At 67.5% G+C, this 23,505-nt stretch carries 19 protein-coding genes; 4 read left to right on the top strand and 15 right to left on the bottom strand.

What is annotated here, in order from left to right:
- The first annotated feature begins 13 nt into the window (after positions 1-13).
- Both EDC22_RS08830 and EDC22_RS08835 read left to right on the top strand, forming a co-directional pair.
- On the top strand, positions 14-2,446 hold the full coding sequence (locus EDC22_RS08830) for a lytic transglycosylase domain-containing protein (protein ID WP_132806266.1): 2,433 nt from the start codon (positions 14-16) through the stop codon (positions 2,444-2,446).
- Between the two features lies 1 nt (position 2,447).
- Positions 2,448-3,368, top strand: a complete 921-nt coding sequence (locus EDC22_RS08835) for an alpha/beta fold hydrolase (protein WP_132806267.1) — start codon at positions 2,448-2,450, stop codon at positions 3,366-3,368.
- Positions 3,369-3,402: 34 nt separating this feature from the next.
- Here EDC22_RS08835 and EDC22_RS08840 read toward each other — a convergent pair whose 3' ends face one another.
- The 3 genes from EDC22_RS08840 to EDC22_RS08850 form a co-directional block, all read right to left on the bottom strand.
- Positions 3,403-4,293: an OmpA family protein gene (locus EDC22_RS08840; RefSeq protein ID WP_132806268.1), complete on the bottom strand. Its 891-nt coding sequence runs from the start codon at positions 4,291-4,293 to the stop codon at positions 3,403-3,405.
- 363 nt (positions 4,294-4,656) lie between these two features.
- The gene (locus tag EDC22_RS08845) at positions 4,657-6,000 is read right to left on the bottom strand and encodes a porin (RefSeq protein ID WP_132806269.1); all 1,344 of its coding nucleotides are present in this window, start codon (positions 5,998-6,000) and stop codon (positions 4,657-4,659) included.
- Positions 6,001-6,662: 662 nt separating this feature from the next.
- Positions 6,663-8,015 carry a porin gene (locus tag EDC22_RS08850; protein WP_165926839.1) on the bottom strand — a complete coding sequence of 451 codons (1,353 nt, stop codon included), beginning with the start codon at positions 8,013-8,015 and terminating at the stop codon, positions 6,663-6,665.
- Between the two features lie 504 nt (positions 8,016-8,519).
- On the opposite strand from EDC22_RS08850, the gene EDC22_RS08855 reads away from it, so the two are divergent.
- Complete coding sequence (locus EDC22_RS08855) at positions 8,520-10,907, top strand: xanthine dehydrogenase family protein molybdopterin-binding subunit (RefSeq protein WP_132806271.1); 2,388 nt, start codon at positions 8,520-8,522, stop codon at positions 10,905-10,907.
- A 183-nt stretch (positions 10,908-11,090) separates the two neighbouring features.
- On the opposite strand, the gene EDC22_RS08860 is transcribed toward EDC22_RS08855, so the two are convergent.
- The 4 genes from EDC22_RS08860 to EDC22_RS18085 are packed head-to-tail and all read right to left on the bottom strand — an operon-like array spanning position 11,091 to position 13,994.
- Complete coding sequence (locus EDC22_RS08860) at positions 11,091-11,768, bottom strand: glutathione S-transferase family protein (RefSeq protein WP_132806272.1); 678 nt, start codon at positions 11,766-11,768, stop codon at positions 11,091-11,093.
- A gap of 50 nt (positions 11,769-11,818) precedes the next feature.
- Positions 11,819-12,415 (bottom strand): VOC family protein, encoded by a 597-nt coding sequence (locus tag EDC22_RS08865; RefSeq protein ID WP_132806273.1) that lies wholly within the window; start codon positions 12,413-12,415, stop codon positions 11,819-11,821.
- A 32-nt stretch (positions 12,416-12,447) separates the two neighbouring features.
- On the bottom strand, positions 12,448-13,791 hold the full coding sequence (locus EDC22_RS08870; protein ID WP_245499692.1) for a phenylacetate--CoA ligase family protein: 1,344 nt from the start codon (positions 13,789-13,791) through the stop codon (positions 12,448-12,450).
- Positions 13,788-13,994 carry a hypothetical protein gene (locus tag EDC22_RS18085; protein WP_245499693.1) on the bottom strand — a complete coding sequence of 69 codons (207 nt, stop codon included), beginning with the start codon at positions 13,992-13,994 and terminating at the stop codon, positions 13,788-13,790. Before EDC22_RS18085 ends, EDC22_RS08870 begins: the two co-directional genes overlap by 4 nt.
- Positions 13,995-14,390: 396 nt before the next feature.
- Here EDC22_RS18085 and EDC22_RS08880 point away from each other — a divergent pair, with 396 nt between their 5' ends.
- Entirely contained in the window at positions 14,391-15,116 is a 726-nt protein-coding gene (locus EDC22_RS08880) for a GntR family transcriptional regulator (RefSeq protein ID WP_132806274.1), read from the top strand.
- A gap of 2 nt (positions 15,117-15,118) precedes the next feature.
- On the opposite strand, the gene EDC22_RS08885 is transcribed toward EDC22_RS08880, so the two are convergent.
- From EDC22_RS08885 to EDC22_RS08920, 8 genes are all read right to left on the bottom strand, one after another.
- Positions 15,119-15,928, bottom strand: coding sequence for an IclR family transcriptional regulator (locus tag EDC22_RS08885; protein WP_132806275.1), 810 nt, complete (start codon positions 15,926-15,928; stop codon positions 15,119-15,121).
- Positions 15,925-16,773: a hypothetical protein gene (locus EDC22_RS08890; protein WP_132806276.1), complete on the bottom strand. Its 849-nt coding sequence runs from the start codon at positions 16,771-16,773 to the stop codon at positions 15,925-15,927. Before EDC22_RS08890 ends, EDC22_RS08885 begins: the two co-directional genes overlap by 4 nt.
- A gap of 10 nt (positions 16,774-16,783) precedes the next feature.
- On the bottom strand, positions 16,784-18,010 hold the full coding sequence (locus EDC22_RS08895; protein ID WP_132806277.1) for an aminotransferase-like domain-containing protein: 1,227 nt from the start codon (positions 18,008-18,010) through the stop codon (positions 16,784-16,786).
- 14 nt (positions 18,011-18,024) lie between these two features.
- Complete coding sequence (locus EDC22_RS08900) at positions 18,025-18,819, bottom strand: SDR family NAD(P)-dependent oxidoreductase (protein WP_132806278.1); 795 nt, start codon at positions 18,817-18,819, stop codon at positions 18,025-18,027.
- Positions 18,820-18,843: 24 nt separating this feature from the next.
- A complete protein-coding gene (locus EDC22_RS08905; protein ID WP_132806279.1) occupies positions 18,844-20,121 on the bottom strand; it encodes a TRAP transporter large permease in 1,278 nt (425 codons plus the stop codon).
- On the bottom strand, positions 20,118-20,597 hold the full coding sequence (locus tag EDC22_RS08910) for a TRAP transporter small permease (protein ID WP_132806280.1): 480 nt from the start codon (positions 20,595-20,597) through the stop codon (positions 20,118-20,120). The genes EDC22_RS08905 and EDC22_RS08910 overlap by 4 nt, the downstream gene beginning before the upstream one ends.
- A 140-nt stretch (positions 20,598-20,737) precedes the next feature.
- Positions 20,738-21,718: a TRAP transporter substrate-binding protein gene (locus EDC22_RS08915; RefSeq protein WP_132806281.1), complete on the bottom strand. Its 981-nt coding sequence runs from the start codon at positions 21,716-21,718 to the stop codon at positions 20,738-20,740.
- A gap of 48 nt (positions 21,719-21,766) precedes the next feature.
- A complete protein-coding gene (locus EDC22_RS08920) occupies positions 21,767-23,497 on the bottom strand; it encodes a thiamine pyrophosphate-binding protein (protein WP_207903733.1) in 1,731 nt (576 codons plus the stop codon).
- Between the last annotated feature and the right edge of the window lie 8 nt (positions 23,498-23,505).

The raw sequence follows: 23,505 nt of genomic DNA on the forward strand, positions 1-23,505 counted from the left end.
CGAAAGTTTGCCGATGCCGATCATTCGCCTCCTCGCCCTCAGCACGGCCATTGCGCCCCTTCTGCTGAGCCTGTCATTGCCGGCAGCAGCCTTTGTCCTTGCCAAGCCCGAGGGCGAGGCGCTCGCGACGACCGCCGCGGCGCGCAAGTCGTCGGCACAGCGGCCCGTACCGCTTCCTCCGCACCGGCCGGCCGAGCTGGCCGCCGCCAATGCGGTGTCCGCCGATGGCGAGACAGTGGCCGATGCCGGGACCGGGGCGGCCGGTCGGGGCATCGAACAGGCTGATACAGCACAGGCTGCCGCCCTCGCCGAGGGCTTGCCGTTGCCGCGGCCTCGGCCGGCGGATGCCCCATCGCCGAATCGGGTCGTCGGCGCGGGTCCAATCAAGGTGGTGGACCAGCCGACGGCGGCCGCGACCAAGGAGGCTCTCAACCACATCGCCGCCAAGCGCTTCGACCAGGCGCTGGAGATCCAAAAGCGCCTGCCGGACCCGGCGGCGGTCAAGCTCGTCGAGTTCTATTATGTCCGCGACGCGGCCCTGCACGCGCCCTACCCAAGGATCGCCGCCTTCCTCGCCGAAAATCACGACTGGCCGAACCGGGATCTGATCCAGCGACGCTTCGAGGTCGCGCTTCTCGCCCAGCGCGCGCCGACCGAGGCCATCCTCGCGGTCTTCGCCGATCATTCCCCGACGACGACTGCCGGCAGCATCGCTCTTGCAAGCGCGCTGGCATCGGTCGGCGAGACGGCGCGCGCCAACGAGCTTGCCCGCACGCTCTGGCGCCGGGAGCAGATGACAGAGGGCGAGGAGCGCCTCGTCGCCGAGCGTTTCGGCGATGCCCTGACACGCGACGATCACAAGGCGCGCATGGACCGTCTGCTCGACAAGGGCGAGACGAGCGGCGCGCTGCGTGCCGCCCGAAGGCTCGGCGGCGACGAGCTGAAGCTCGCCGAGGCGCGCATCGCCGTCATCCGGCGCTCCAGGTCGGCCGGCACCCTGCTCGACCAGGTGCCACAGGCTCTGCGTCAGGATCCCGGCTACATCCTGTCGAAGGCGCAATGGTACCGGCGGCTCGGCCGATACAGCGAAGCCGCAAGGATCATCGCGACTGCCCGGATCGACCCGCAGAAGGTGGCGGGTCGCGACGAATGGTCGCTCGAGCGCAGGATCATCGCCCGCGAACTGATCGAGCTCGGCGATCCGGCTGGCGCCTACGCCATTGTCAGCCAGCATGGTGCGGAATCCGCCGTCGACCGGCTCGACTCCGAATGGCTCGCCGGCTGGATCGCGTTGCGCTTCCTTCACGACCCGGACAGAGCCGACAAGCATTTCAGCGCGCTCACCGAAATCGCAACGACGCCGATCAGCCTCGCCCGTGCGCAGTACTGGCTCGGCCGCTCCGCGGAGGCGCGCGGCGCAAGCGACGCGGCGCTCAGGCATTATCTGGAGGCCGGGCGCCACTCGACCACCTATTACGGACAGCTCGCGCTCGCCCGGATCGGCCATGCCTCGATCCCCGAGCTCCGCAAGCCACTAATCGCGGATACCGCCCACCGGATCGTCGCGCGGCGCGACAGCATGCGTGCCATGCGGTTGCTCGCGCAGATCGGGATGGAGGACGACGCCGCCCGCTTCATGATCTCCATGGCGCAGGAGGCACAGGACGCAGTGACCGCAATCGGTGTGGCAGAGACGGCCTACCGGATGGGCCTGACCTCGGCGACGGTCTGGATCGGCAAGGCGGCCCACCAAGCGGGGTATCCGACCGAGATCTACGCTTTCGCGACGGGGGGCATCCCTGCCTATGCGGACCTTGGGCCAGGTGTCGAGACGGCCGTCGTCAACGCGATCGCCAGGCAGGAGAGCGTCTTCAATCCGGCAGCCATAAGCCCGGCGGGTGCGCGTGGCCTGATGCAGCTGATGCCGGCCACCGCCCAGACAACCGCACGGCGCTACGGCCAGCCCTACGACGTGAAGTGGCTGACATCGGATCCCACCTACAACGCCGCGGTCGGCGCCGCCCATCTCGGCGACCTGACCAGCGATTTCGGAACGGCCTACGCGCTCGTCTTCGCCGCCTACAACGCCGGCGCGGCACGGGTTGTCGACTGGATCAAGCGCTTCGGCGATCCACGCAAGGGCGACATCGATCCCGTTGACTGGGTCGAACTGATTCCCTTCAGCGAGACACGGAACTACGTCCAGCGGGTGCTGGAAGGGGTTCAGGTCTACCGGGCGCGCCTCGGCGGCACCAACCAGCTGCTGATCGCCCAGGATCTGCGGATTCCGATCGACATGCAGACTTCGATCGCTACAGCGACCGACGGCCCGGGCAGCGCCGACAGTGGCGTGCCGGGGGTATTCAGCAGCTTCGGCGGACCGGAGCTGACGACGGGATCGTCCACGGTGCCGGCATCCGCCCTCGGCTTCGGCGGGGCGCGCTAGCATGGCCGCAGCCGAACCGGATGCCCCCGTCGCGGACGTGGTGGCCTGGCGCGACATCACGGTCAGCGCGCGCGACGGATTGCTACTGCACGCCCGCGATTACGGCCCGACCGGGAGCGATCGCCTGCCGGTCGTCTGCCTCCCCGGTCTCACCCGCACCTGCCGCGATTTCCACGAACTCGCCGTCCATCTGTCCAGCGCCACGGGGCGACCGCGCCGCGTCGTGACGATGGACTTCCGCGGCCGCGGCGCCTCGGGCTGGGACCGCGACTGGCGCCGCTACGCCCCGCTCGTCGAAATGGAGGATGTGCTCGACCTGCTCGTCGCGGCCCGGATCGATCGCGCCTGCTTCGTCGGCACATCCCGCGGCGGCATCGTCGCGATGCTGCTCGGCGCGGCGCGGCCGACCGCGATCGCAGCCGTCGTTCTGAACGATGTGGGGCCGGAGATCGATGGGCGCGGCCTGTTGCGGATCAAGAACATGCTGGCGGCGACGGGCGCGCCCCGCAGCTGGGAGGACGCGGTCGTCGGGTTGCGCGCGGCCCATGCAGCGCATTTTCCCGGCATCGACGCGGAAGGTTGGGAGGCGTTCGCCCGCAAGACCTATGATGATCGCAACGGACGCCCGGTCCGGGCGTTCGACCCCAAGCTGACCAGGACGCTCGAGGCGATCGACTACAGCCAGCCGCTGCCGACCATGTGGCCGCAGTTCGACAGCCTTGCCCACGTGCCGGTCATGGTGGTGCGCGGCGCAAACTCGGATATCCTCTCGCGCGAAACGGTGACGCGCATGCAGGAGCGGCGGGCCGATCTGGACGTGCTCGAGGTGGCGGATGCTGGCCATGCGCCAATGCTCGTCGAGCCGCACATCCTGTCCCGCATCGCCGCCTTCGTCGCCGCAGCCGACGGCCGCAAGACCTGACGTTACGGCTGCCGCCGCCAGCCTCGGCCCGCTTTCAATCGCGCAGCATGAACTCGATGCGGCGGTTGATCGCCTTGCCGCGCTCCGTCGCGTTCGAGGCAAGCGGCCGGCTCTCACCATAACCGAGCGCGGTGAACCGTTCGGCGGGGAGACCATTCGCCACCATCATGTCGATGACCGTCTGCGCCCTGGCGAGGCTGAGCCGATGATTGGCCTCGTCAGTTCCATCCGAATCGGTGTGCCCCGCAACCGCGACCGGAGCATCCGGGCAGGCCGACAACGCATAGACGACCTGATCGACGACGTCGCGCGCCTTACCCGACAATGTGGCGCGTCCCGGCTCGAATTCGATCGGCCTTTGCCGGACGAGCGCCGCAACCTCCGCCTCGCAGGCGGCGGCCGGACGTGACGCTCCGGCATGGCCGACGCCGACATCCTCGGCAGACACCGGGACGCCGGCGGCGGCCGCCGCCTCGGCAAGGGCCGTCCGGGCTGCGGCGTGGAAGGCAGCGCCACGCATTCTGATCTCGTCCGTGTGGATGGCGGCTTCGCCGACGGCGAGGAACCGCATCAGCCGAATCGCCGTCACAGCGTCGCGCAGCAAGGCACGGTCGGCAGGAGCTGCTGCTGCCTCGGCGACCGTGGTCACCGAAAGGTCGGGGAAAACGGCGCGTACCGCGGACATCAGCTCGATCCGCAGCGCCTCGTCAGCAAGGCCGCCGCGAATCTCGATCGCCGCGGGCATACGCCTGATGACGATGCGCGGCGCGGCGTCGGCGCTCTCGTCCCGGAAGCCATCTGGCGACCGGACGATACCCGTCGAACCTGCATCCGTTGACTGGGCGACGGCACCGGAATGGTCGGTCAGGGCGATGACGCATGCGAACAGGGCAAGACGCGCGGGGTGCCGGGATCCTGCACCCACACCACGTCCGGATCGAACCGCCCCGTATCGAGCCGCCGTTGCCACAATTCCTCGCTGCCGCCTGCCCGCCTCTCTGCCACCTGCCCGCGACGTCCGGGCCGGTGCGAGTGTACGAGATTCGGGGCAGAGGGTGACCACACCGACGGCGGCCCACGCCCGATCCGGCTGCCGGGGCGCGGGGGGGTCTGAATCCTTGTCGACCGGACGGACATGCGGTCGATGCGGCCGGCCTGCGCGGCGACCGTGCCCCTGTGCGGCGACCGCGCCGTTGCACGGGCGCAAACGAAAGGCCCCGATGGCCGTTGCCACCGGGGCCGATCGGATCGGACGGCCCGGCAACGCCGGGCCGTCGCCGTCCTTCGATCAGAAGGAGCGGGTGACCTGGAAGGCGGCCGAGAAGGCGCCGTCGTCCTGCGCGATCACCGCCGGGAACGGGGTCAGGTTGACACCCAGGCGGCTGCCGTTGAAGTCGATGTTGCCGTAGGTGATGTCGAACTGGAACGTGGTCCGGGGAACCGGGGTCCACGCGAAGTCGAGGTACACCTGCCACAGATCGACCTTGGTATCGACCGCGAAGCCCGACAGGGGCTGGAACGGAGCGAAGGCCGTCTTCGGGAACTCGACGCGGCCATAGCCACCACCGATCGTCGAGGCGAAGGTCGGCGTCCAGTTGTGCGTGAAGTTGGCCAGCAGCGACCAGCTCTGCACGGTGTCGAGGATGCAATCGGTGAATCCCACCAGGAACGGCGTGCAGTCACCCCACACGACGTTGTTGGTGCCGATCAGATCCTGGTTGTACTGGCTCGCGCCATCCGTGTAGATCGCCTTGAACGAGAAGAAGTCGCCCTCGCCGATCGTCGGAGTGTTGATGACGAGGCCGAACAGGGCCGCCCAGCCGATCTCCGAATCGGTCCAGCCCGCATCACGGAACTGGTTGTTGTGGATCGCACCGGACAGCTGGGCATTACCCCAGTCGCCCTGGACGCGGATGTTGGCGACGACATCCGGCCCCTCGTTGCGATCGTTGGCGGCCGGAGCGAAGAACGGCAGCCACACGCCAGCGGCGGTCGTCGCGGTCGGGAAGTTGTAGTTCTGGTCTTCGATGGCGACCGAGACCGACCAGCCCGAGCCGAACGACTGGGTGTAGCGGATCTGGTTGCGGCGCATGAAGTTGTCGCCGACGATCACGTACGGGTCGGTCGTGGTGGCCGACGAGTCGAGGTGCAGGAAGGTCGACCAGGTCTTGCCGAAGGTCCAGTTGCCGAACTGGACGAAGGCATGACGCAGAATCGCACTGCCACCCGAACGGGTGTCATTGTCGGTCGCCTGCAGTTCGACGAAGGCGCGGACGGTGCCATACTCGGTCGAGGTGCGCGCGTCGAAGTTCACGCGGCCCTGGCCGTACATGATGAACGAGTCATCAGTGGAGTGTCCGTCCGGCACGATGGCGCGAACGAGATAGAATCCGCTGGACGGATCGAGGTTCTGCCACTGGTCCTCAGCACCAGCAACAACCAGTCGTGCATAACCGCCGACCTTGAAGCAGATGTCGGTACCCGGCAGCTCGATGAAGCCGGTGATGTCACACCGGTACACCGGCTCCCGGGGAGCCTTGACGTCCGTCATCATGTCGGCGGCCTGGGCCCCCGTCGCGGCAGCGAGGAACGCTGCAGCGGAGCCGAGGAAGATGTTTCTCATCTTGTTCATCCTGACATCCAATCTCCACCTTGGGGACCATGTGCCTCGGCCCGGTCGAAACCGGTTCCGCTTGCCCTACTCCCCGCGATACCTGCGACCCGAGGCGACCCCGAACGCAGGTGGTGCGACTCCCCGGAGTTCCGGCGTCGCATCGCCAACTTACCGAAGGCCCATGTGCGATCAACAAACAAGGGTCACGGAATGGGCCGCAGCTGCACCTTTTCAAGGCGGTGTTGCACAAAGTCCACGTTGTGTCCCGCGCGCCGCAATCCGGACTGGCAGTCCACCCGCCTCCGCGGCCCCTTCGCGGCGTTGCAGGCATCTGCAACCGCGCGCATCGGACGCTCGGCAGCCGGTTGGGGGACCGATTCGGAGGTCCATCGAGGCCTGCCAGCCGGGCATTGCCGTACCGGCCTGTCTGCGATTCGCCGCTGCGCGCATCTGGTCTGCCAGATGTGTTGACCGGCGCGGGCCGCCGGCAGGCCATATCCGGCTTCAAGGGCAGCCAGTCCTGTCCGTTTCCCGTCTGAATGACGGTCCGGCCGGATTGCGCCGCGGGCAGAGTGGCGCGTCCGTCGACCCTGGCGTCGCGGCCTCGCATCGGCCCGCCCGAATCGAAAAGGCCCCGGCGGTGTGCGCCGGGGCCTCGAAGCCGTCGCCGTGACAGTCGGTCAGAAGGTCCGCGTGACGTCCAGGGCTATCGCGAAGGCGCCCTCGTCGTCCTTGGCGAAGGGGTTCGTGACGAACGGGTTGAACGCGCCGAAGGCCGTGCCAGCGCCGTTGAAGTCGACATGGCCGTAATGGACGTCGAGCAGGAACGTGGTGTTGGGCACCGGCGTCCAGGAGATGTTGCCGAAGATCTCGTAGGTATCCATCTCGAAATCGGAGGCGAGCCCCGGCGCAAAGACGTTGAGCCGGGTCAGCGGCGCCTTGACGTTCTGGTAGCCGGCACCGAAGGTCGTGGCGACCGTCGGCGACCAGTTGTGGGTGAACGAGCCGAGCACCGACCAAGTCGTCACCGAATCGACGATGCAGTCGGTGAAGGTGACCAGGAACGGCGTGCAGTCGCCCCACACGACATTGGTGGCGCCGAGGAAGTTGTCCTCGTTGTACTGGGTCGCACCGTCGGTGTAGATCGCCTTGAAGGTCAGGTAGTCGCCTTCCCCGATCGTCGGGGTGTTGATCAGCGTACCGAACAGCACCGCCCAGCCCGACTCGCTGTCATTCCAGCCGAAATCCGTGAACTGGTTGTTGTGCCAGGCACCGGACAGCTGGGCACTGCCCCATTCGCCCTCGACGTGGAGCGCACCGACGACATCCGGGAACTCGTTGCGGTCGTTGACGGCGGCCGGCAGCGCAAGGCCGGGATAGAAGAACGGCGCCCACACGCCCGTCGCGGTGATGTCGGACGGGGCGTCGTAGTTCTGGTCTTCGAGGGCGACCGAGATCGACCAGCCCGACCCGAACGACTGGGTATAGCGGATCTGGTTGCGGCGAATGTAGTTGTCGCCGGTGACCGTGAAGGCGTCCGAGTAGACCGGGCTCGAGTCGAGGTGCAGGAACGTCGACCAGGTCTTGCCGAAGGTCCAGTTGCCGAACTGCACGAAGGCGTGCCGAAGCTCGAAGGGGCCGCCCGAGCGGGTGTCGTTGTCATAGGCCTGCAGCTCGACGAAGGCCCTGACGGTGCCGTACTCGGTCGAGGTGCGCGCGTCGAAGTTCACGCGACCGTAGCCATACATGAAGAAGGTGTCGTCCAATGTATGCCCGTCCGGCACGATGCCGTAGGCCGCGGCGACATTGAGCAGGTCCCACTGGTCCTCGGCGCCGGCCACCACCAGCGAGGCCAGACCGCCGATCTTGAAGCAGATGTCGGTCCCCGGCAGCTCGATGAAGCCGGTGATGTCGCAGCGATAGACGGGCTCTCGCGGGGCCTTGACGTCCATCATCATGTCGGCCGCAGATGCCGACGCAGTTGCCGCCACGACGGCGGTCGAACCGAGCAGGAAAGCTCTGATCATCTTCATCGTCTTCTCCGAGCGGCACTCTCGGAAGAGGCATGGCAGATCCACCCCGGGGCGCCTCCACCTCTCCCTGTCCCCCTGCATGCGGCCGGGTGCCGGCTGGCCGCGACGCAGCGTCGTGCGTGACGTGCAGCGATGTTTATGCCGCTACCGTCGTGCTGCAACGGGAATCGAGACGGAATCCGGCCGCTTGACCGCCATTCCGCCGACCTGTCACCGGAAAGACACAGTGAGCGGGTGATCGACCGCAAGCCGGCCCAGACATTGGGCAATTGTTGCCTTGAAACTGACCTCATCGGCCATCTGATGGGGCATGACGGATTGGCCGACCGTTGCCGGCGATACCGGCCGGCAAGCCACCGGTCGCACGGATTCGCACGCCCGGGCTCTGGCCAGGCGAGCTGCGCTGCGACATCTTCCCTGCCCGGTCGCCGATGACGCGGTGGCCGCACCCCCATCCTCCTGCGGGCATCGCCCGCCAGCCGGACAGAACCGACGGACCAGCCGATGACCGACCAGGCCAGCGACCGCCACGCAATCGGACGCCCCGTTCCCCGCAAGGAGGACCGCCGCCTCGTCGCCGGTGGCGGGCGCTACACCGACGACGTGTCGCTTCCGGGCGAAGTGCATGGCGTCGTGGTCCGCAGCCTGCATGCGCACGGTCATCTGCGGGGCGTCGGCATCAGCACCGCGCGGGCGATGCCCGGTGTTCTCGCCGTCTATACCGCCGCCGACATGGCCAACTACGGCAGCCTGCCCTGCATCGTCGAGATCGCCGGCCGCGACGGCGCGACGATGCGCAAGCCGCACTGGCCCGTGCTGGCGGACGGCAAGGTGCGGCATGTCGGCGAGGCGGTGGCCTTCGTCGTGGCGGAAACCGCCGCACAGGCCCGCGACGCGGCGGAGGCCGTGGAGATCGACATCGACCCTCTGCCGGCCGTGATCGACGCGGCGGCCGCCCTCGCGCCCGGCGCACCACCGATCCACGACGAGGTTCCCGGCAACCTCGCCCTCGACTTCGAGGGCGGCGATCCGGATGCGGTCGAGGCCGCGATGGCACGGGCCGCGCATGTGACCCGTGTCTCCGTCGTCAGCAATCGGGTTGTGGTGACTGCGCTGGAGCCGCGTGCCGTGGTGGCCACCTACCTGGCTGACGCGGGCCGATGGGAGGTCCATGTCCAGAGCCAGGGCACGTTCGGCATGCGCGCCATGCTGGCCGGCGTCCTGAAGGTTGCGCCGGAGCAGGTGCGGATCCTCACCGGCAATGTCGGCGGCTCGTTCGGCATGAAGGCCGCAGTCTATCCGGAATATGTCTGCGCCTGCCATGCGGCGCGCGATCTCGGGCGGCCGGTGCGCTGGCTCAACGACCGTTCAGCCTCGTTCCTGTCCGACAGCCATGGCCGCGACCTGCAGATCACCGCGGAGCTGGCGCTGGACGGCGATGGCACCTTCCTCGCGGTCAGGCTGCGCGGACTCGCCAATCTCGGCGCCTATCTCGGCCACGTCTCGCCCGTGTTCTCCACCGCCAACCTGGTCAAGAACCTGGTCAGCGTCTATCGAACGCCCGCGATCGCGGTTGCGATGCGCTGCGCCTTCACCAACACCACGTTCCTCGGCCCGTATCGTGGCGCCGGACGGCCGGACGCCAATTACGTGATGGAGCGGCTGATCGACGCTGCGGCGCGCGAGACGGGACGCGACCCGGCCGATCTGCGGCGGCTGAACCACATCCGTCCCGGCCAGATTCCGTATCCGGCGCCCAACGGGCTCACCTATGACAGCGGCGACTTCCCGGCGGTGTTCGAGCGGGCGCTGGAGGCGGCCGACTGGGCGGGATTCCCGGTGCGGGCCAAGGCGAGTGCCGCCCGCGGCCTCCTGCGCGGGCGCGGCATCGGCAGCTACCTGGAGGTGACGGCGCCACCGAACCGGGAGATGGGCGGCATCCGCTTCGAGCCCGACGGCATGGTGAGCATCATCACCGGCACGCTGGACTACGGACAGGGCCACGCCACGCCGTTCGCCCAGATCCTGTCGGAACGGCTCGGCATTCCGTTCGAACGCATCCGGCTCGTGCAGGGCGACAGCGACCTGCTGATATTCGGTGCCGGCACGGGCGGCTCACGGTCGGCGATGATGAGCGGGGCGGCGATCGTCGAAGCGAGCGATCTGGTGATCGAGAAGGGCAAGCGTCTCGCCGGCCTCGTTCTCGAGGCTGCCGTCGCTGACATCGAGTTCGCAGCCGGTCGCTTCACCGTGGCAGGGACCGACCTGTCGATCTCGCTCCTCGACCTCGCCGAGCAGCAGCGACAGGGGCTCGCCGTTCCCGACGACATGGCCGTTGAGATGGCCGACGGTCTCGACGTCACCCATCTCACCGGGCTCATTCCCTCGTCGTTCCCGAACGGCACCCATGTCGCCGAGGTCGAAATCGACCCGGAGACGGGTGCGACGCGCGTCGTCCGCTACACGATGGTCAACGACTTCGGAACGATCCTCAATCCGCTGCTGGTCGAGGGCCAGCTGCACGGCGGCGTCGTGCAGGGGATCGGCCAGGCGCTGATGGAGAGGACGATCTACGACATGGCCGGACAGCTCGTGACAGGCTCTCTCACCGACTATGCCCTGCCGCGCGCCGACGACGCGCCGGACTTCTCGTCCGAATGCCTGGCCTTCCCCGCCACCACCAATCCGCTGGGAATCAAGGGCTGTGGCGAGGCCGGCTGTGCCGGCTCGCTGTCGGCGGTGACCAACGCCATCATCGACGCATTGTCGGCGTATGGCGTGACCGCGATCGACATGCCGGCGACGCCGGAATCGGTATGGCGAGCGCTGAGGGGCGCAAGGCGGACCGCACGCTCACCAGACGGGGGGCAGCGGCGCGATCGTCACCGATGACGACCATGCCAGTCATCCGGACGACGGCAAACGGCGCAACGAACTCGCGTCGCGCCGCACCGCTACCGGCCGGACGGCCGATCCAGGACGGCGAACCTGCGCCGTCACGGTCGCTGCCGCCCCGGTCCCGGTGGTCCGCTCCGCGTCGGCCGGGATGAGGCGAGGAAGCGCGGTCGGCACGCGCTACCTGATCGCCTCGAACGGCTGATCCTTCACCTGCTCGACCAGACCGTAGAATGCCTCGTTGACCTTTGGCCAGGTCTTCAGCTTCTTCACGTTGGCGAGCCAGCGAGCGACGTTCGGGTATCTGGAGAAGTCGCAACGGACGACCTCGCCGAGGGTCAGCAGACAGGCGCCGAAGTAGTCGGCGATGGTGATGGAATCGCCGGCGAGATACTGGCGGTCGGGACCGATCCAGTAATCGTTGAGGATCTGCAGCCACTTTTCGGCGTTCGCCTTGCCCCACTGGATGGTGGCGGCATGGATCTCGTCGGTTGGGCGCTTGTGGTGCGGGAAGACCTGCGGATAGATGAATCCGTAGGCGTAGTCCCGGTAGAAGTTGGAGTTGAACCAGTCCATCACCTCGTTGACCCGCGCGCGCTGCCGTAGGTCCTTCGGGTATTCGGGCAGGTCGAACTTGTCGGCCAGATACTTGAGGATCGCCGAGGATTCGGTGAGCCGGAAGTCGCCGTCCTCGAGCACCGGCACCATGCGGTTCGGATTGATGGAGTTGAACGGCTCCTGGTAGTGGGCGCCGGCGAACAGGTCGACGACCTGCTCGTCGACGTCGAGCCCCTTCTCGGCGATGAACAGGCGGACCGGCCGGCTGGTCATCGAAACGGGGTGCATGTACAGCTTCATCGTCGCTTTCTCCGCGGTGATGCTGCGGCTTGCCGGGCGTTGGCGCGCCGTCAGTACGGGTTCTTGGGCGAGCGATCGTGCGACAGGCTGCCGCGCGAGCGCTCGGTGAGTGCCTCGATGGCGTCGGCGAGGTGAATCTCGGCGATGTTGTAATCGCCGCGCCCCACCCGGATTCGGTGCGCCTCGAGAAGGACGTCGGCATGGGTGAAGCCGAACGGCGGCTCGAAGCGGTAGCTGGCCAGTTCGATCGTCAGCCCCAGCGGATCATTGAAGTAGATCGAATCCATGAAGCCGCGGTCCTTGACGCCGGAATGGCGGATACCGCGTTCGTCGAGACGTGCAACCGCCTGGCTGAACGTCGCCTTCGAGACCGAGAAGGCGATGTGGTGGACACAGCCGGGCTCGGTCGGCGTGCGACGCGGGTCCGGCTTGCGGTCCTCGTTGGTGAAGATCGTGATCAGCCGACCATCGCCCGGATCGAAGTAGAGATGACTCTCGCTGGGCACATCGAGATTGGGCTGCTCGAAGACGAATGGCATGCCGAGCACGCCCTCCCAGAAATCGATCGAGGTCTGTCGATCGGCGCCGACCAGGGTGATGTGATGCACGCCCTGGCTCTGCAGCTTGCGAAACTGCCGGTTCTCCATGACCAGATCCTCTTGTCTCGAAGGGTCGCGATTCATTGGCGGACGAGGTGATCGCGGGACATCGTCGCGGCGTTGCGATCCACCAGTTTGGACTTGTAGTCGCTGCGCGGCAGCGTGCCCCAGGGTACGAGCGATACCTTTGCAGTGAAGACCAGCGAATCGCGCAGCTGCCTGCGGATCGCATCCGCCAGCGCCGGCGCGGGCTGCCGCCCCTCGCCGAGTTCGACCACTACCGGCAGGGGCGGATCCTGCTTGATCCCCGGCGCGGACGGCCGGATGACGATCCTGCCGCTCACGTCCGGGGCGAACCGGTTGACCACCTCCTGCACCGCGCTTGGAAACACGTTGACGCCGCGCACGATCAGCATGTCGTCGGTGCGGCCGATGCATTTGACCCGGTGCGACGTCCGCCCGCAGGGGCAGGCGCGGGTGCGCAGCTCGACGTGATCGCGGCTGCGGAACCGCAGCAGCGGCGCCGCGCGATGACGCAGATGGGTGTACACCAGTTCGCCACGCGCGCCGTCCTCCAGCGGCAACGGCGCTCCGGTGTCGGGGTCTATCAGCTCGACATGAACGAAACCGCGCGCACAAAAGTGCATGCCACTGCGCTCGGGACATTCGCCCCACAACGAGACGCCAATGTCGCCGATACCCATCGCCTCGGTCACCTGGGCGCCCCAGGATTCCTCCAACCGGGTGCGGATCGCCGGTTCGCCGCCCCCCGGCTCGCCAGCGACGATGATCCGCTCGACCGAAGAGTTGCGGATATCGATGCCGCGCTGCGCCGCCCATTCGACGAGATGCAGGGCGTAGGAGGGCGTCAGAACCATCGCCTGAGGCTTCAGGAGGCTGACGGCCATCATCAACCGCTCGGTGTTGCCGGTCCCCACCGGGATGTGGCACAGGCCAAGCATGTTGAACGCCTCCAGCGCCGCCCCGGCGACGAAGGGCCCGGCATTGTAGGTGGAGACAATGCGCTGGCCACGCTCGAGGCCGCAGGCGGCGTAGCTGCGCGCCGAGGTTCGAACCCAGTTGTCGAGATCGGAGGCGGTGAGCGGAATGTAGCTCGGCGTACCCGTCGTGCCGCTGGTAGAATAGATCCGGACGATCTCGTTCATCGGGACGGCCAGGTGCGTGCCGATCGGATCGTTCTCGCCGCGGGTCGCGCGCAGCTCGTCCTTCTCCGTGAAGGGCAGCGCGGCAATGGCGTCGAGGCCTCCGACAGCCTGAGCGTCCGGGAAGCCGGCCGCGGCCAGCTTGGCACGATAGAAGCGGGACTGACGAAACAGGTAGGCGACCTGCTGGCGATAGAGCAGATCGTCGGCGGCGGCCTGTGCCGCGAGCGGCAGCGTCTCGATCTGCGGATCAACCATCATGGCGCCTCGCCCCGGTTCTGGTGGGCGACAGCCGCCTCGCCCGCCGAAGCCATCGGCAAACCGACCGGCCGCAGCGATTCCGCGGCGAGATGGGCGAGCAGCCCGGCGGTACGCGCAAGGAGCGGGACGGCCCGCCCCATCTCCGATGGCAGATCGAGGTCAAGCAGGACCGCGACGATCGGCATCGAAACGTTGATCGGCAAGGGCCTGCTCCAGGCGGACGCGACCGCGGTATCCAGCAGCCGGGGATCGGCTTGCGCGCGGCCCGGTACCCCGCGGTGATGGGGACCAGCACGAGATTGAGAGATCGGGTCTCGTCCGGCTGGGGCTCGCGTTCCGTCATCAGCTGAGGGGAGTATTCGGTGAAGCTCAGCCGCCCCCATCAGATCGCTGCACCGGTCGCGGCTGCGCACCTCGATGCGATCGACAGCGGCCGTGCAGATGGCGGCCGTGCAGATGGAGGTAATGGCGGGCCCCGGCTGTCCGATCAGCATGTGCCTCCCCGACGGCCTCTCGGCCTCTTTGCTTGCTTCTATTGTAGGACAATATTGCATCCCTTTCTCTTGTCAAGCGATGGCCGGTCGGCTAACCAGACGGCCATGAACGAAACGCTCCTCGATGTCGGCGAACCGGGCTCCGGCAGCCTGCCCCCTGCGCTCCCCGGCGTGCGCGGCACCACCGTCGAGCGTATCGTCAAGCATCTGCGCGAGGGCATCCTCAACAGCCGCTATGCGCCGGGGCAGCGGCTGATCGAGGCTGATCTGACCCGCGATCTGGGCGTCAGCCGCGGCCCGCTGCGCGAGGCGTTCCGCCGCCTCTCGGCGGAGGGGCTGATCGAGACGGTACCCAATCGCGGGGCGCTGGTGAGGCGGCTGACGCGCCGCGAGGCGCTCGAGCTTTTCCAGATCCGCATCGAGCTGGAGGCGCTTGGGGCGCGCCTCGCTGCGACCAACATGGCCGAGAGGGACATCCGCTCGGCATTCGAGGCAGCCATCGGACCGATCTGGTCCGAGGCGCCGCGCCTGTCACAGATAGCCTATCTGGAAGAGAACAAGCGCTTCCACGATGCGGTGATCGGCGCCAGCGGCAACTGCCAGCTGGTCGGGATCCACCGGCAGCTGCAGCTGCCGCTGATCATGGTCCATGTCAGCGGTGCGCTCGATGCCGCCGTGCTGGCCCATTCCGTCGCCGAGCATCGGCAGATTGCCGCCGCGATCCTCGCCGGCGATGGCAGCGCGGCAGATCTGGAGATGCGACGTCACCTCGAGCGCGCCTTCGCCCTGGTACGCGACATCCGCGACGGGGATTTCCGCACCACGCCCTGAGTTCAGGCCTTCGCGATGCCTGGCGTCTCGGTAGCAGCACCGGCGTTCGACATCTCTCCCAGCCGCCGGGTCAACCGCTCGGCCTCCCCCTTCAGCAGCCCGACGATCCAGGCCAGGCGTTCGTCCTGCATCCGCTCGCGGATCGCCGCCACGCTGATCGCCGCCACCACCCGGCCGCGCGCATCGACCACCGGAACGCCGACCGCGCACATCGCGCTGACGATCCGCCCGTCGTTGAAGGAATAGCCCTGCTGCCTGGTCTCGGCGACAAGCTTGTCGAGTTCCCTTGGCCCGAAGCCCGGATACCTCGCGAGCCGGGGCGTGTTGCTGGCGACGATCTCCGCCACTTCCTCGAGCGGCAGGAAGGCGAGCAACGCCAGACTGCCGGCGCCAACCCCAAGCGGCCGCCGGTCACCCGCATCCAGCGTCAGCGTCTTGATCGGGAAGTCACCTACCTGGCGTTCCAGGCAGAGCGCATCGAGCCCCTCGCGCACGGAGATGAAGATCGTGTCACCGGTTTCCCTCGCAAGCCTCAGCATGGCCGGCCGTGCCAGCTCGGCGATGTCGTAGCGCGTCGCCAGCCGTCCCAGCCGGATGATCTCGTAGCCGAGGAAATAGCGGCGTGTCTCGCTGTCCTGATAGGCGATCCCGGCGTCCGCCAGCGCGTTCAGGAGCCTATGGGTCGTGGCCTTGCCGAGTCCCGAGGCGCGGGCGAGATCGGACAGGCGCCAGCCGGTCGTGGCCTCGCTGGCCAGCAGCCGGATGATTGCCGCCGCACGCTGGACCGACTTGACCGTTCCGTCGCCGATCATGGCGAATCCCCCAGCCGCTCGGCCCAGGCGAGCAGCACGTCGCGGGCGCGCAGGCCGACCTCGGCGCCCATCGCCGCGGCGGCGCGGTTGACGGCCGAGATGATTCCGTCCTCGAAGGTGGACCGCGCCTCGCCGATGCGCGCCGAGGACGCTGAGACGGTGAAGCCGGGAATGCCGCGCGCGTCGAGCGCCGGCAACCGGGCGATGCCGGCATCGTCAATACCGATTCCGGCATCGTTGTAGACCCCGGCGAAGCCGTCCACCCGGAGCGCCAGCGCCGGGTCGCCGCCAACGAGCCCGCCATGGGAGCCGGTGACGACGATCTGGCCGACATCCTCCGGCCCGACCAGAGCAGCGGAATCGAGCAGCACGATCCTGCGCCGGCCGGGGCGGTCGATGATCGCGCGTGCCTCGCCCAGCGGCTCTGGCCTGACCGGCAGATGCGGCGCCGCGCACAGTTTTCGTGCCGCCTCGAGCGTCGGGTCTCCCGCACGCACGCCCGCGGCCGCAGCCGCCGCGTTGACGCGGCTGATGCGGCCGCGTGCCAGCATGTCGGCAGTGTCACCGATGCGGCAGGTGAGATGCGAGACCGCCGCCGCCGCGATGCCGAACGCCTGCAGATAGGGCAGCGCGCCGATGCCCGCCTCGTCCCGGCCGATGCCGGCATCGCACAGGATCACCGCGCGCACGCCGCCGGCGGCCGCCAGATAGCCGGGATATCGGCCGCCATGCGATCCGGACACCACGACCCCGCCCCACGCGCCGACGGGAAGCTTGGTGATCGTGTCGGCGACGACGATGCCCTCCGGCAGGACGGTCGCAGCGGGGGTCGCGGGAACCGGCATCGATCCAGCCTCAGCGATCCGAGGGAATGTTGGCGCGCCGGGCTGGTACCCCGGTGTGCTCGAAGCAGATGCGGGCGAGCTCCGCGACGCCCTCGCGGATCGTGTCCTCGTCCGGCAGCGCGAAGCACAGGCGGATGTGGCTCCTCGCGGAATCGGGCACGCATGCCCATTCCGGTCCGGGATTGAACGCGACCCCCTGCTCGAGCGCCGGCTGGACGAAGGTGCGGACGTCGACGTGGTCGGGCAGCTTCAGCCACAGGAAGATGCCTCCTTGAGGCACGAACAGCTCGACTGATGTCCCGAACTCGCGCTCGACCGCCTCGATCATGACGTCAAGCTTGCGGCGTAGCGCCGCCTTCAGCGTCTTCAGATGATCGTCAAACGCGCGGCCGGAATATTCGGCGATGACCATCTGCTCGATCGCCGGCGATCCCGCGTCGGTCTTGCGCGCGAGCACCCGTGAGAGCACGTCCCACGCGGCGACGACATAGCCGACCCGGAGTGCGGGAGCGAGCGACTTCGAGAATGAGCCGACATGGACGACGCGCGACGGGTCAAGCGCGTAGAGCGCCGGCGGCGTGCTGTCGTCCCAGGCGAGGTCGGCATAGCATTCGTCCTCGAAGATCGGCACACGGTATCGGGCCGACAGATCGAGCAGTCGGTGACGACGATCGAGCGGCATGATCGAGCCGGTCGGGTTCTGCACGGTCGGGATCGTGTAGATGAACTTCGGGCGGATTCCGCGGCGCTGCAGGTCCTCGAGGATCGCCTCGAGCGCATCCATGCGAATGCCGTTCTCGTCGAGTGGGGCAGCAACAATGTTCGCACCCAGCCGCTGCACCTTGCCGATCGCCCCGCCATAGGTGAATTCCTCGATGATCACCGTATCGCCGGACTCGATGAAGGTCGCGTTGACCAAGTCCATGGCCTGCAGCGAGCCGGACGTGAGCACGATGTCGTCGGCGGTGCAGGCCATGCCGCGACTGCGGCGGAGCTTGGCGGCGACGACGTCGCGCAATCCGCGATGGCCCTGCGGGCCCTGGCCGAGATGGTACATGGCGAGCGTCGGCCCTTGCTCGCGGATGACCTTGGCGGCGATCCCGGCCAGTTCGTCGGCCGGGACCTCGGCCGGGTCGTTGTGTCCGAACACGAAGTTGTAGCGCGGCAGACCGGAAAAGCGTGCGACGGGGTCCGGCCCGACCCGGCTGAAGGCCTCGTGGAACGCGAATCCGCTCATGCGTTTGCCCCGCCTCAGCCCGCCTTGCAGTGCAGGCCGCCGTCGACGCACAGCTCGATGCCGGTGATGTACTGCGCCTCGTCGGAGGCAAGGAACACCGAAGCCATGGCGATATCCCAGCCGGTACCCTGCCGCTTCATCGGCGGAATGGCATTGCGTGCGGCGGTCATTTCCTCGACGCTGCCGTAATATCCGCTGATCTGCTTGTAGATGTGCGGCGTGTCCATGACGCCCGGCAGGATGCAGTTCGCCCGGATGTTCTTAGCCGCATACTGCACCGCGATTGCCCGGGTGAAATTGTTCACCGCCGCCTTGGACGCATAGTAGGAGATGTAGGGATAGCCGGTGTAGCGGATGGCAGCGAGCGAGGAGATGTTGACGATCGCCCCCCCGCCCTGCTCCTCCATGATCGGCAGCACCGCCTTGCATGCCAGGAAAACGCTCTTGACGTTGACGTCCATCACCTTGTCCCAGCTCTCCACGGTCGCCTCGACCGGACCGCCGGGAATGTTGATGCCGACATTGTTGTGGAGGATATCGATACGACCGAAGGCGTCCATCGTGCGGGCGACGGCGGCCTCGATGTCGGGGTAGCTGGTGACATCGGCAGCGCAGGCGATCGCGCGGTTGCCCTCGCCCTCGATATGGCGGGCGGTCGCCTCGGCGGCGGCGAGGTCGATGTCGACACAGGCGACCCTGGCGCCCTCGCGCGCATAGGCGACGGCGGCAGCCTTGCCGTTGCCCCAGCCCTCGCCCACCGATCCGGCGCCGAACACCAGCGCCACCTTGCCTTTCAGACGATCGACCATGGGTTGTTCCGACTCCTGCGCGGGTCAGTTGAGAACAAGGCCAGGCAGCCACACCGACAAGCCTGGCAGCAATGATAGCGCGGCGAGCAGCACGACGCCGATCGCCACGAAGGGCAGGACGTCGCGGACGCCGCGCTCGAGCGGCAGGTCCGCAATCTTGCAGGCGACCGCCAGGCAAAGCCCGATCGGCGGCGTGATCAGACCGAGACACAGGTTCACCACCGTGATCACGCCGAGCTGGATCGGATCGACGCCGAGTGCCATGCCGACGGGGTAGAGGATTGGCACCAGCATCACCATCGCCGCGTTCGCTTCCATGAAGGTGCCGACAAACAGCAGAAGCAGGTTGACCAGCAGGAGGAACAGCAGCGGATCCCGTGAGATCGCGGTGATCAGCGCGACCGCCTGCTGGGGGATCTGGGCATAGGCGAGCTGCCAGGCGAACAGCTGCGCGGCGCCGACGATGATCATGATGACGGCCGTCGTCTGTGCTGCCTCCCTCAGCGCATCGACGAGGCCGGCCGGCGTCAGCTCGCGATAGACGAGCATGCCGACGACGAGGGCATAGACCACCGCCACGGCCGAGCATTCGGTCACGGTGAAGACGCCGGTGACGATGCCGAACAGGATCAGGATCGGCATGAAGATCGCCGCAGCGGCTCGCCAGAAGGCGCGCACCACCTCGGATACCGGAACCGGCTCGTGAACCGGATAGTTGCGACGCCGCGAGCTCCAGTAGACGTAGCCGAGCGCGGCAATGGAGAACAGGGCGCCGGGTATGACGCCTGCAACGAACAGTGCGACGATCGACTGGCCGGAGATCACCCCGTAGACGATGAAGCCGATCGAGGGCGGGATGATCGGCGCGACCACGGAGGTCGCGGCGGTGACGCCTACGGCGAAGCCTCGGGAATAGCCTTCCCGGACCATCGCCGGGATGAAGATGCGGCCCATCATGCTGGTGTCGGCGACCGCCGAGCCGGAAATGCCCGAGAAGAACACCGACGACACGACATTGCTCATGGCGAGCCCGCCGTGGAAGCGGCCGACGAGGGCGTTGGCGAAGTCGACAAGCCGGGTCGTCATGCCGCCGCGCGACATCAGCGACCCGGCGAGCAGGAAGAACGGAATGGCCAGCAGCGTGAAGCTGTCCATGCCCGAGAACAGCCGCTGCGCGACAATGATCGGGTTGGTGCCGGTGAACCAGATCACGCCGAGACAGGCCGTGATGATCGCAAAGCCGAGCGGAAGTCCGACGAGGATGAGCAGGACGATCAGGATGGCGAGGACGATGATCGTCATGGAGCATCGCCCTCCCCGGCGGCGAGACCGGCGCGCCTGAGTGCCAGCAGCAACGCGATCAGCGCCCCGCCGACCGGAATGGCGAGATGCGGCCAGAACATCGAGATCTCGAGTGCGGCCGACTCGCGCCGAGCTCCGATCCGGGCGAACTGCCAGCCGTACCAGACCAGCGCCCCCGACATGGTGAGGATCAGCGCGTCGCGAACCCATGCGATGACGGCCCGCGGTGCGGGCGGCAGCGCATCCGCGACGAAGGTCACTGCGACGTGGCCGTCGCGGCGGATCACCATCGCGCTGCCGAGCATGGTGATCCATGCCATCAGGAAGCGCGCGGTCTCCTCGGTCCAGCCGGGCGCATGATTGAGCACATAGCGGCCGAACACCTGCCAGCAGATGCTCACCACCATCACGGTGAGCGTGACCAGCAGCATCATGTCGATGATACCCTCGATCAGGCGCGCGGTCGTTCGGAACACGGCAACCTCCTCCCCCTGCCTTCATTCGGGACCGGTACGGCCCCGTGCCCCCGTCGGCCGAGCCAGCCGGCGGGGGTGTTGACGCACCCGACGGGCGCCGCTCTGCGACGGCTTGCCGCCCGCCCGGAGCGGATGTCGGGCTACTCGACCGAATTGATCTTCTCGACCCAGTCGGCGAGTTCCGGGAAATCCTCCTTGATCGGCGCGACGGCGGCGCGGAAGGCCTCCACATCGGGTTCGACGATCTCGATGCCGGCGCCCCTCAGGTCGGCGCGGTACTGGTCTTCCCTGGCGAGCATCTGCTCGGTGCCCCACAGCATCGCCTTCTCGCCCTCCTCGATCAGGATCTGCTGGAGTTCGGACGGGAGAGAATTGAAGCGGTTGGCGTCGAAGATGAAGGTCATGGCGCCGACGACGTGATTGGTTTCCATCACGTAGGGCTGATGTTCGTAGAACTTGAAGGTCCAGATCACCTCGAAGGGGTTCTCCTGGCCGTCGATGACGCCCTGCTGCAGTCCGGTATAGATCTCGGTCGAGGGCATCGGCACGGGACTCGCCCCCAGAAGCTCCCAGGTGCGGCGGTACATCTTCAGCGGCGGCACCCGGAGCTTCAGGCCCTTCAGATCGTCGAGCGAGACGACCTTCCTGTTGGCCGACAGCTTGCGGCCGCCGCGATAGCCTGCGCCGATGATCTTGAAGCCGGTCGCCGCTTCGATGGCGTCGAAGAGTTCGCCACCAATCGGGCCGTAGTAGACCTTCTTGAAATGGTCGAGGTCACGAACGAGGTAAGGAAAGGCCTCGATGCCCGGCAGCGGGTCATAACGGTCGAGCGTGCCGATCGATTCCAGCACGATGTCGTTGGTACCGATCTGCAGCGCCTCGATCGATTCCTGCCAGTTGCCAGTGGTGCCGCCTGGGGCGATGTTGACCGTGACCTTGCCGCCGGTGCGCTCCTTGATCGCCGCGGCGTAGCGTTCGGCGGTGTCGTGCCAGATGTTGCCGGGATTGTAGACGTGCGCCATCTGCAGCGTCATGTCGGGAATCTCGGCGGATGCTGGCAGCGCCATCGCCATAGCGAAGGCCGCTGCGGCCGTCGCTGTCAGGGTGCGGTGGAGCGTCATGTCGTTTCCTCCGGTTATGGTTCAGTCTCGATCGTTCGTCAGGCTCGGTCAGGCAACGCGGTCGCCCTTCCTCACCTGGACCGTGCGGTTGTCGACGCCGGGCAGCATGAGGGCGGGATCGCGGGTGACAACGACGTCGATGACGGTCGGCCCGTTCTCGCTGCCGATTCCGATACGCAGGGCTTCGGCGATCTCGTTGGGATCCTCGACGCGGATACCCGTGCAGCCGAGCGCGCCGGCAACCTTGGCGTAGTTCACCTCGACGAGGTCGCTCGACTGGTAGGCGCCGGCGCCGTACATCAGGTGCTGCAATGCCTTGACATAGCCCGACGCGGCATTGTTGACCACGATGACGGTGAGCGGCAGGTCGAGCCGGCGCGCCGTCTCGAGTTCGCCCATGACCATGTTGAAGCCGCCATCGCCGGTGAGGCCAACCACCGGGCGCCCTGGCGCGGCCAACGCACAGCCCATCGCGCCGGGCAGGCCATAGCCGATCGAGGCGAAGCCGCGATCCGGCACGAAGCCGCGGCCGGGCCGCTTGGTATCGTAGAGCAGTCCGCCCCAGTGCGCGGCGAAGCCGCCATCGGCGACGAGAATGCCGTCGGCCGGCATGGCCTTGTTCAGTTCGTTCAGCAGCCGCGCCATGTTGATCGGGCGCTCGGCCGAGGTCAGCCGTGCCTCCACCGACTTCCGCCAAGCAACCATGCGGGCGGCCACGTCCTCGGCGTAAGGCTGCTGCCGGGCTCGGATCGTATCGGCCTCCGGAGCCAGCGCGGCATGGAGATCGCGCAGGCCCTCGCGGGCATCGCCCCAAAGCCTCAGCATCGGGCGGAAGGTACGGCCGAACTCCTCGGCGACATTGTCGAGGTGGATCACCCGCTTTCCGGCGGCCGGCACAGTGTAGCGCTTGGTGGCGATCTCGCCGAGCTTGCAGCCGACCACCAGCAGGCAGTCGGACTCCTCGATCAGCCTGTTGGCTATCCGGTCGTAGCGGCCGAACAGTCCGGCGCTCAACGGATCGGTGCAGGCAATCGCACCCTTGCCGGTCATGGTGTGGGCAACCGGCAGGTTCAGCGCGTGGGCGAGGGCCTCGACCTCCGCGGTGGCGCCGGAAATGTGCACGCCGCCGCCGCACAGCATCAGCGGCCGCGCAGCGTCGCCCAGCATCCTCGCGGCCGCCTCGAGATCGGCCGAGGCCGGGCGGCAGCGCAGTGAGGGGGCCGACATGCACGCCTCGTCCGCCTCGAAGTCGGCATCGTCGAACGGGTGGGTGGCGTGGCAGACATCCTCGGGAACGTCGACCACCACGGGGCCGGGACGGCCGGAGGTCGCCACCTGGAAGGCGCGCCGCACCAGCTCGGGAATGCGCTCGACCATCTCGATGCGGATAAGCTCCTTGCAGGCTGGCCTGAGGATCTCGGTCTGCCGCGACTCCTGGGTCATGTTCTTCCAGGAGTGCAGGCGGTGGCTGTCGCCGACGAACACCACCAACGGCGAGCCAGCGTTGAGCGCCTCGACGAGGCCGGTGACGAGGTTGGTGGCGCCGGGGCCGAGTGTGGCGTCGCAGACTCCGACGCGACCCGACACCTTGGCGTAGGCATCGGCAATGAAGACGGCGCAGCGCTCGTCGTTGATCAGGTTATGATCGAGGCCGATGCGGCGGGCGGCGTCGTAGAAGGGCAGCAGCTGGAAGCCCCCCATTCCGAACATCGGCCCGATCCCGAACGCCTTCAGCATCCGGGCGATCGCCTCGCCGCCGGTCATCTCGTTGGTACTCAAGTCGTCTC

It is taken from the genome of Tepidamorphus gemmatus (assembly GCF_004346195.1).
Taxonomy (GTDB): domain Bacteria; phylum Pseudomonadota; class Alphaproteobacteria; order Rhizobiales; family Tepidamorphaceae; genus Tepidamorphus; species Tepidamorphus gemmatus.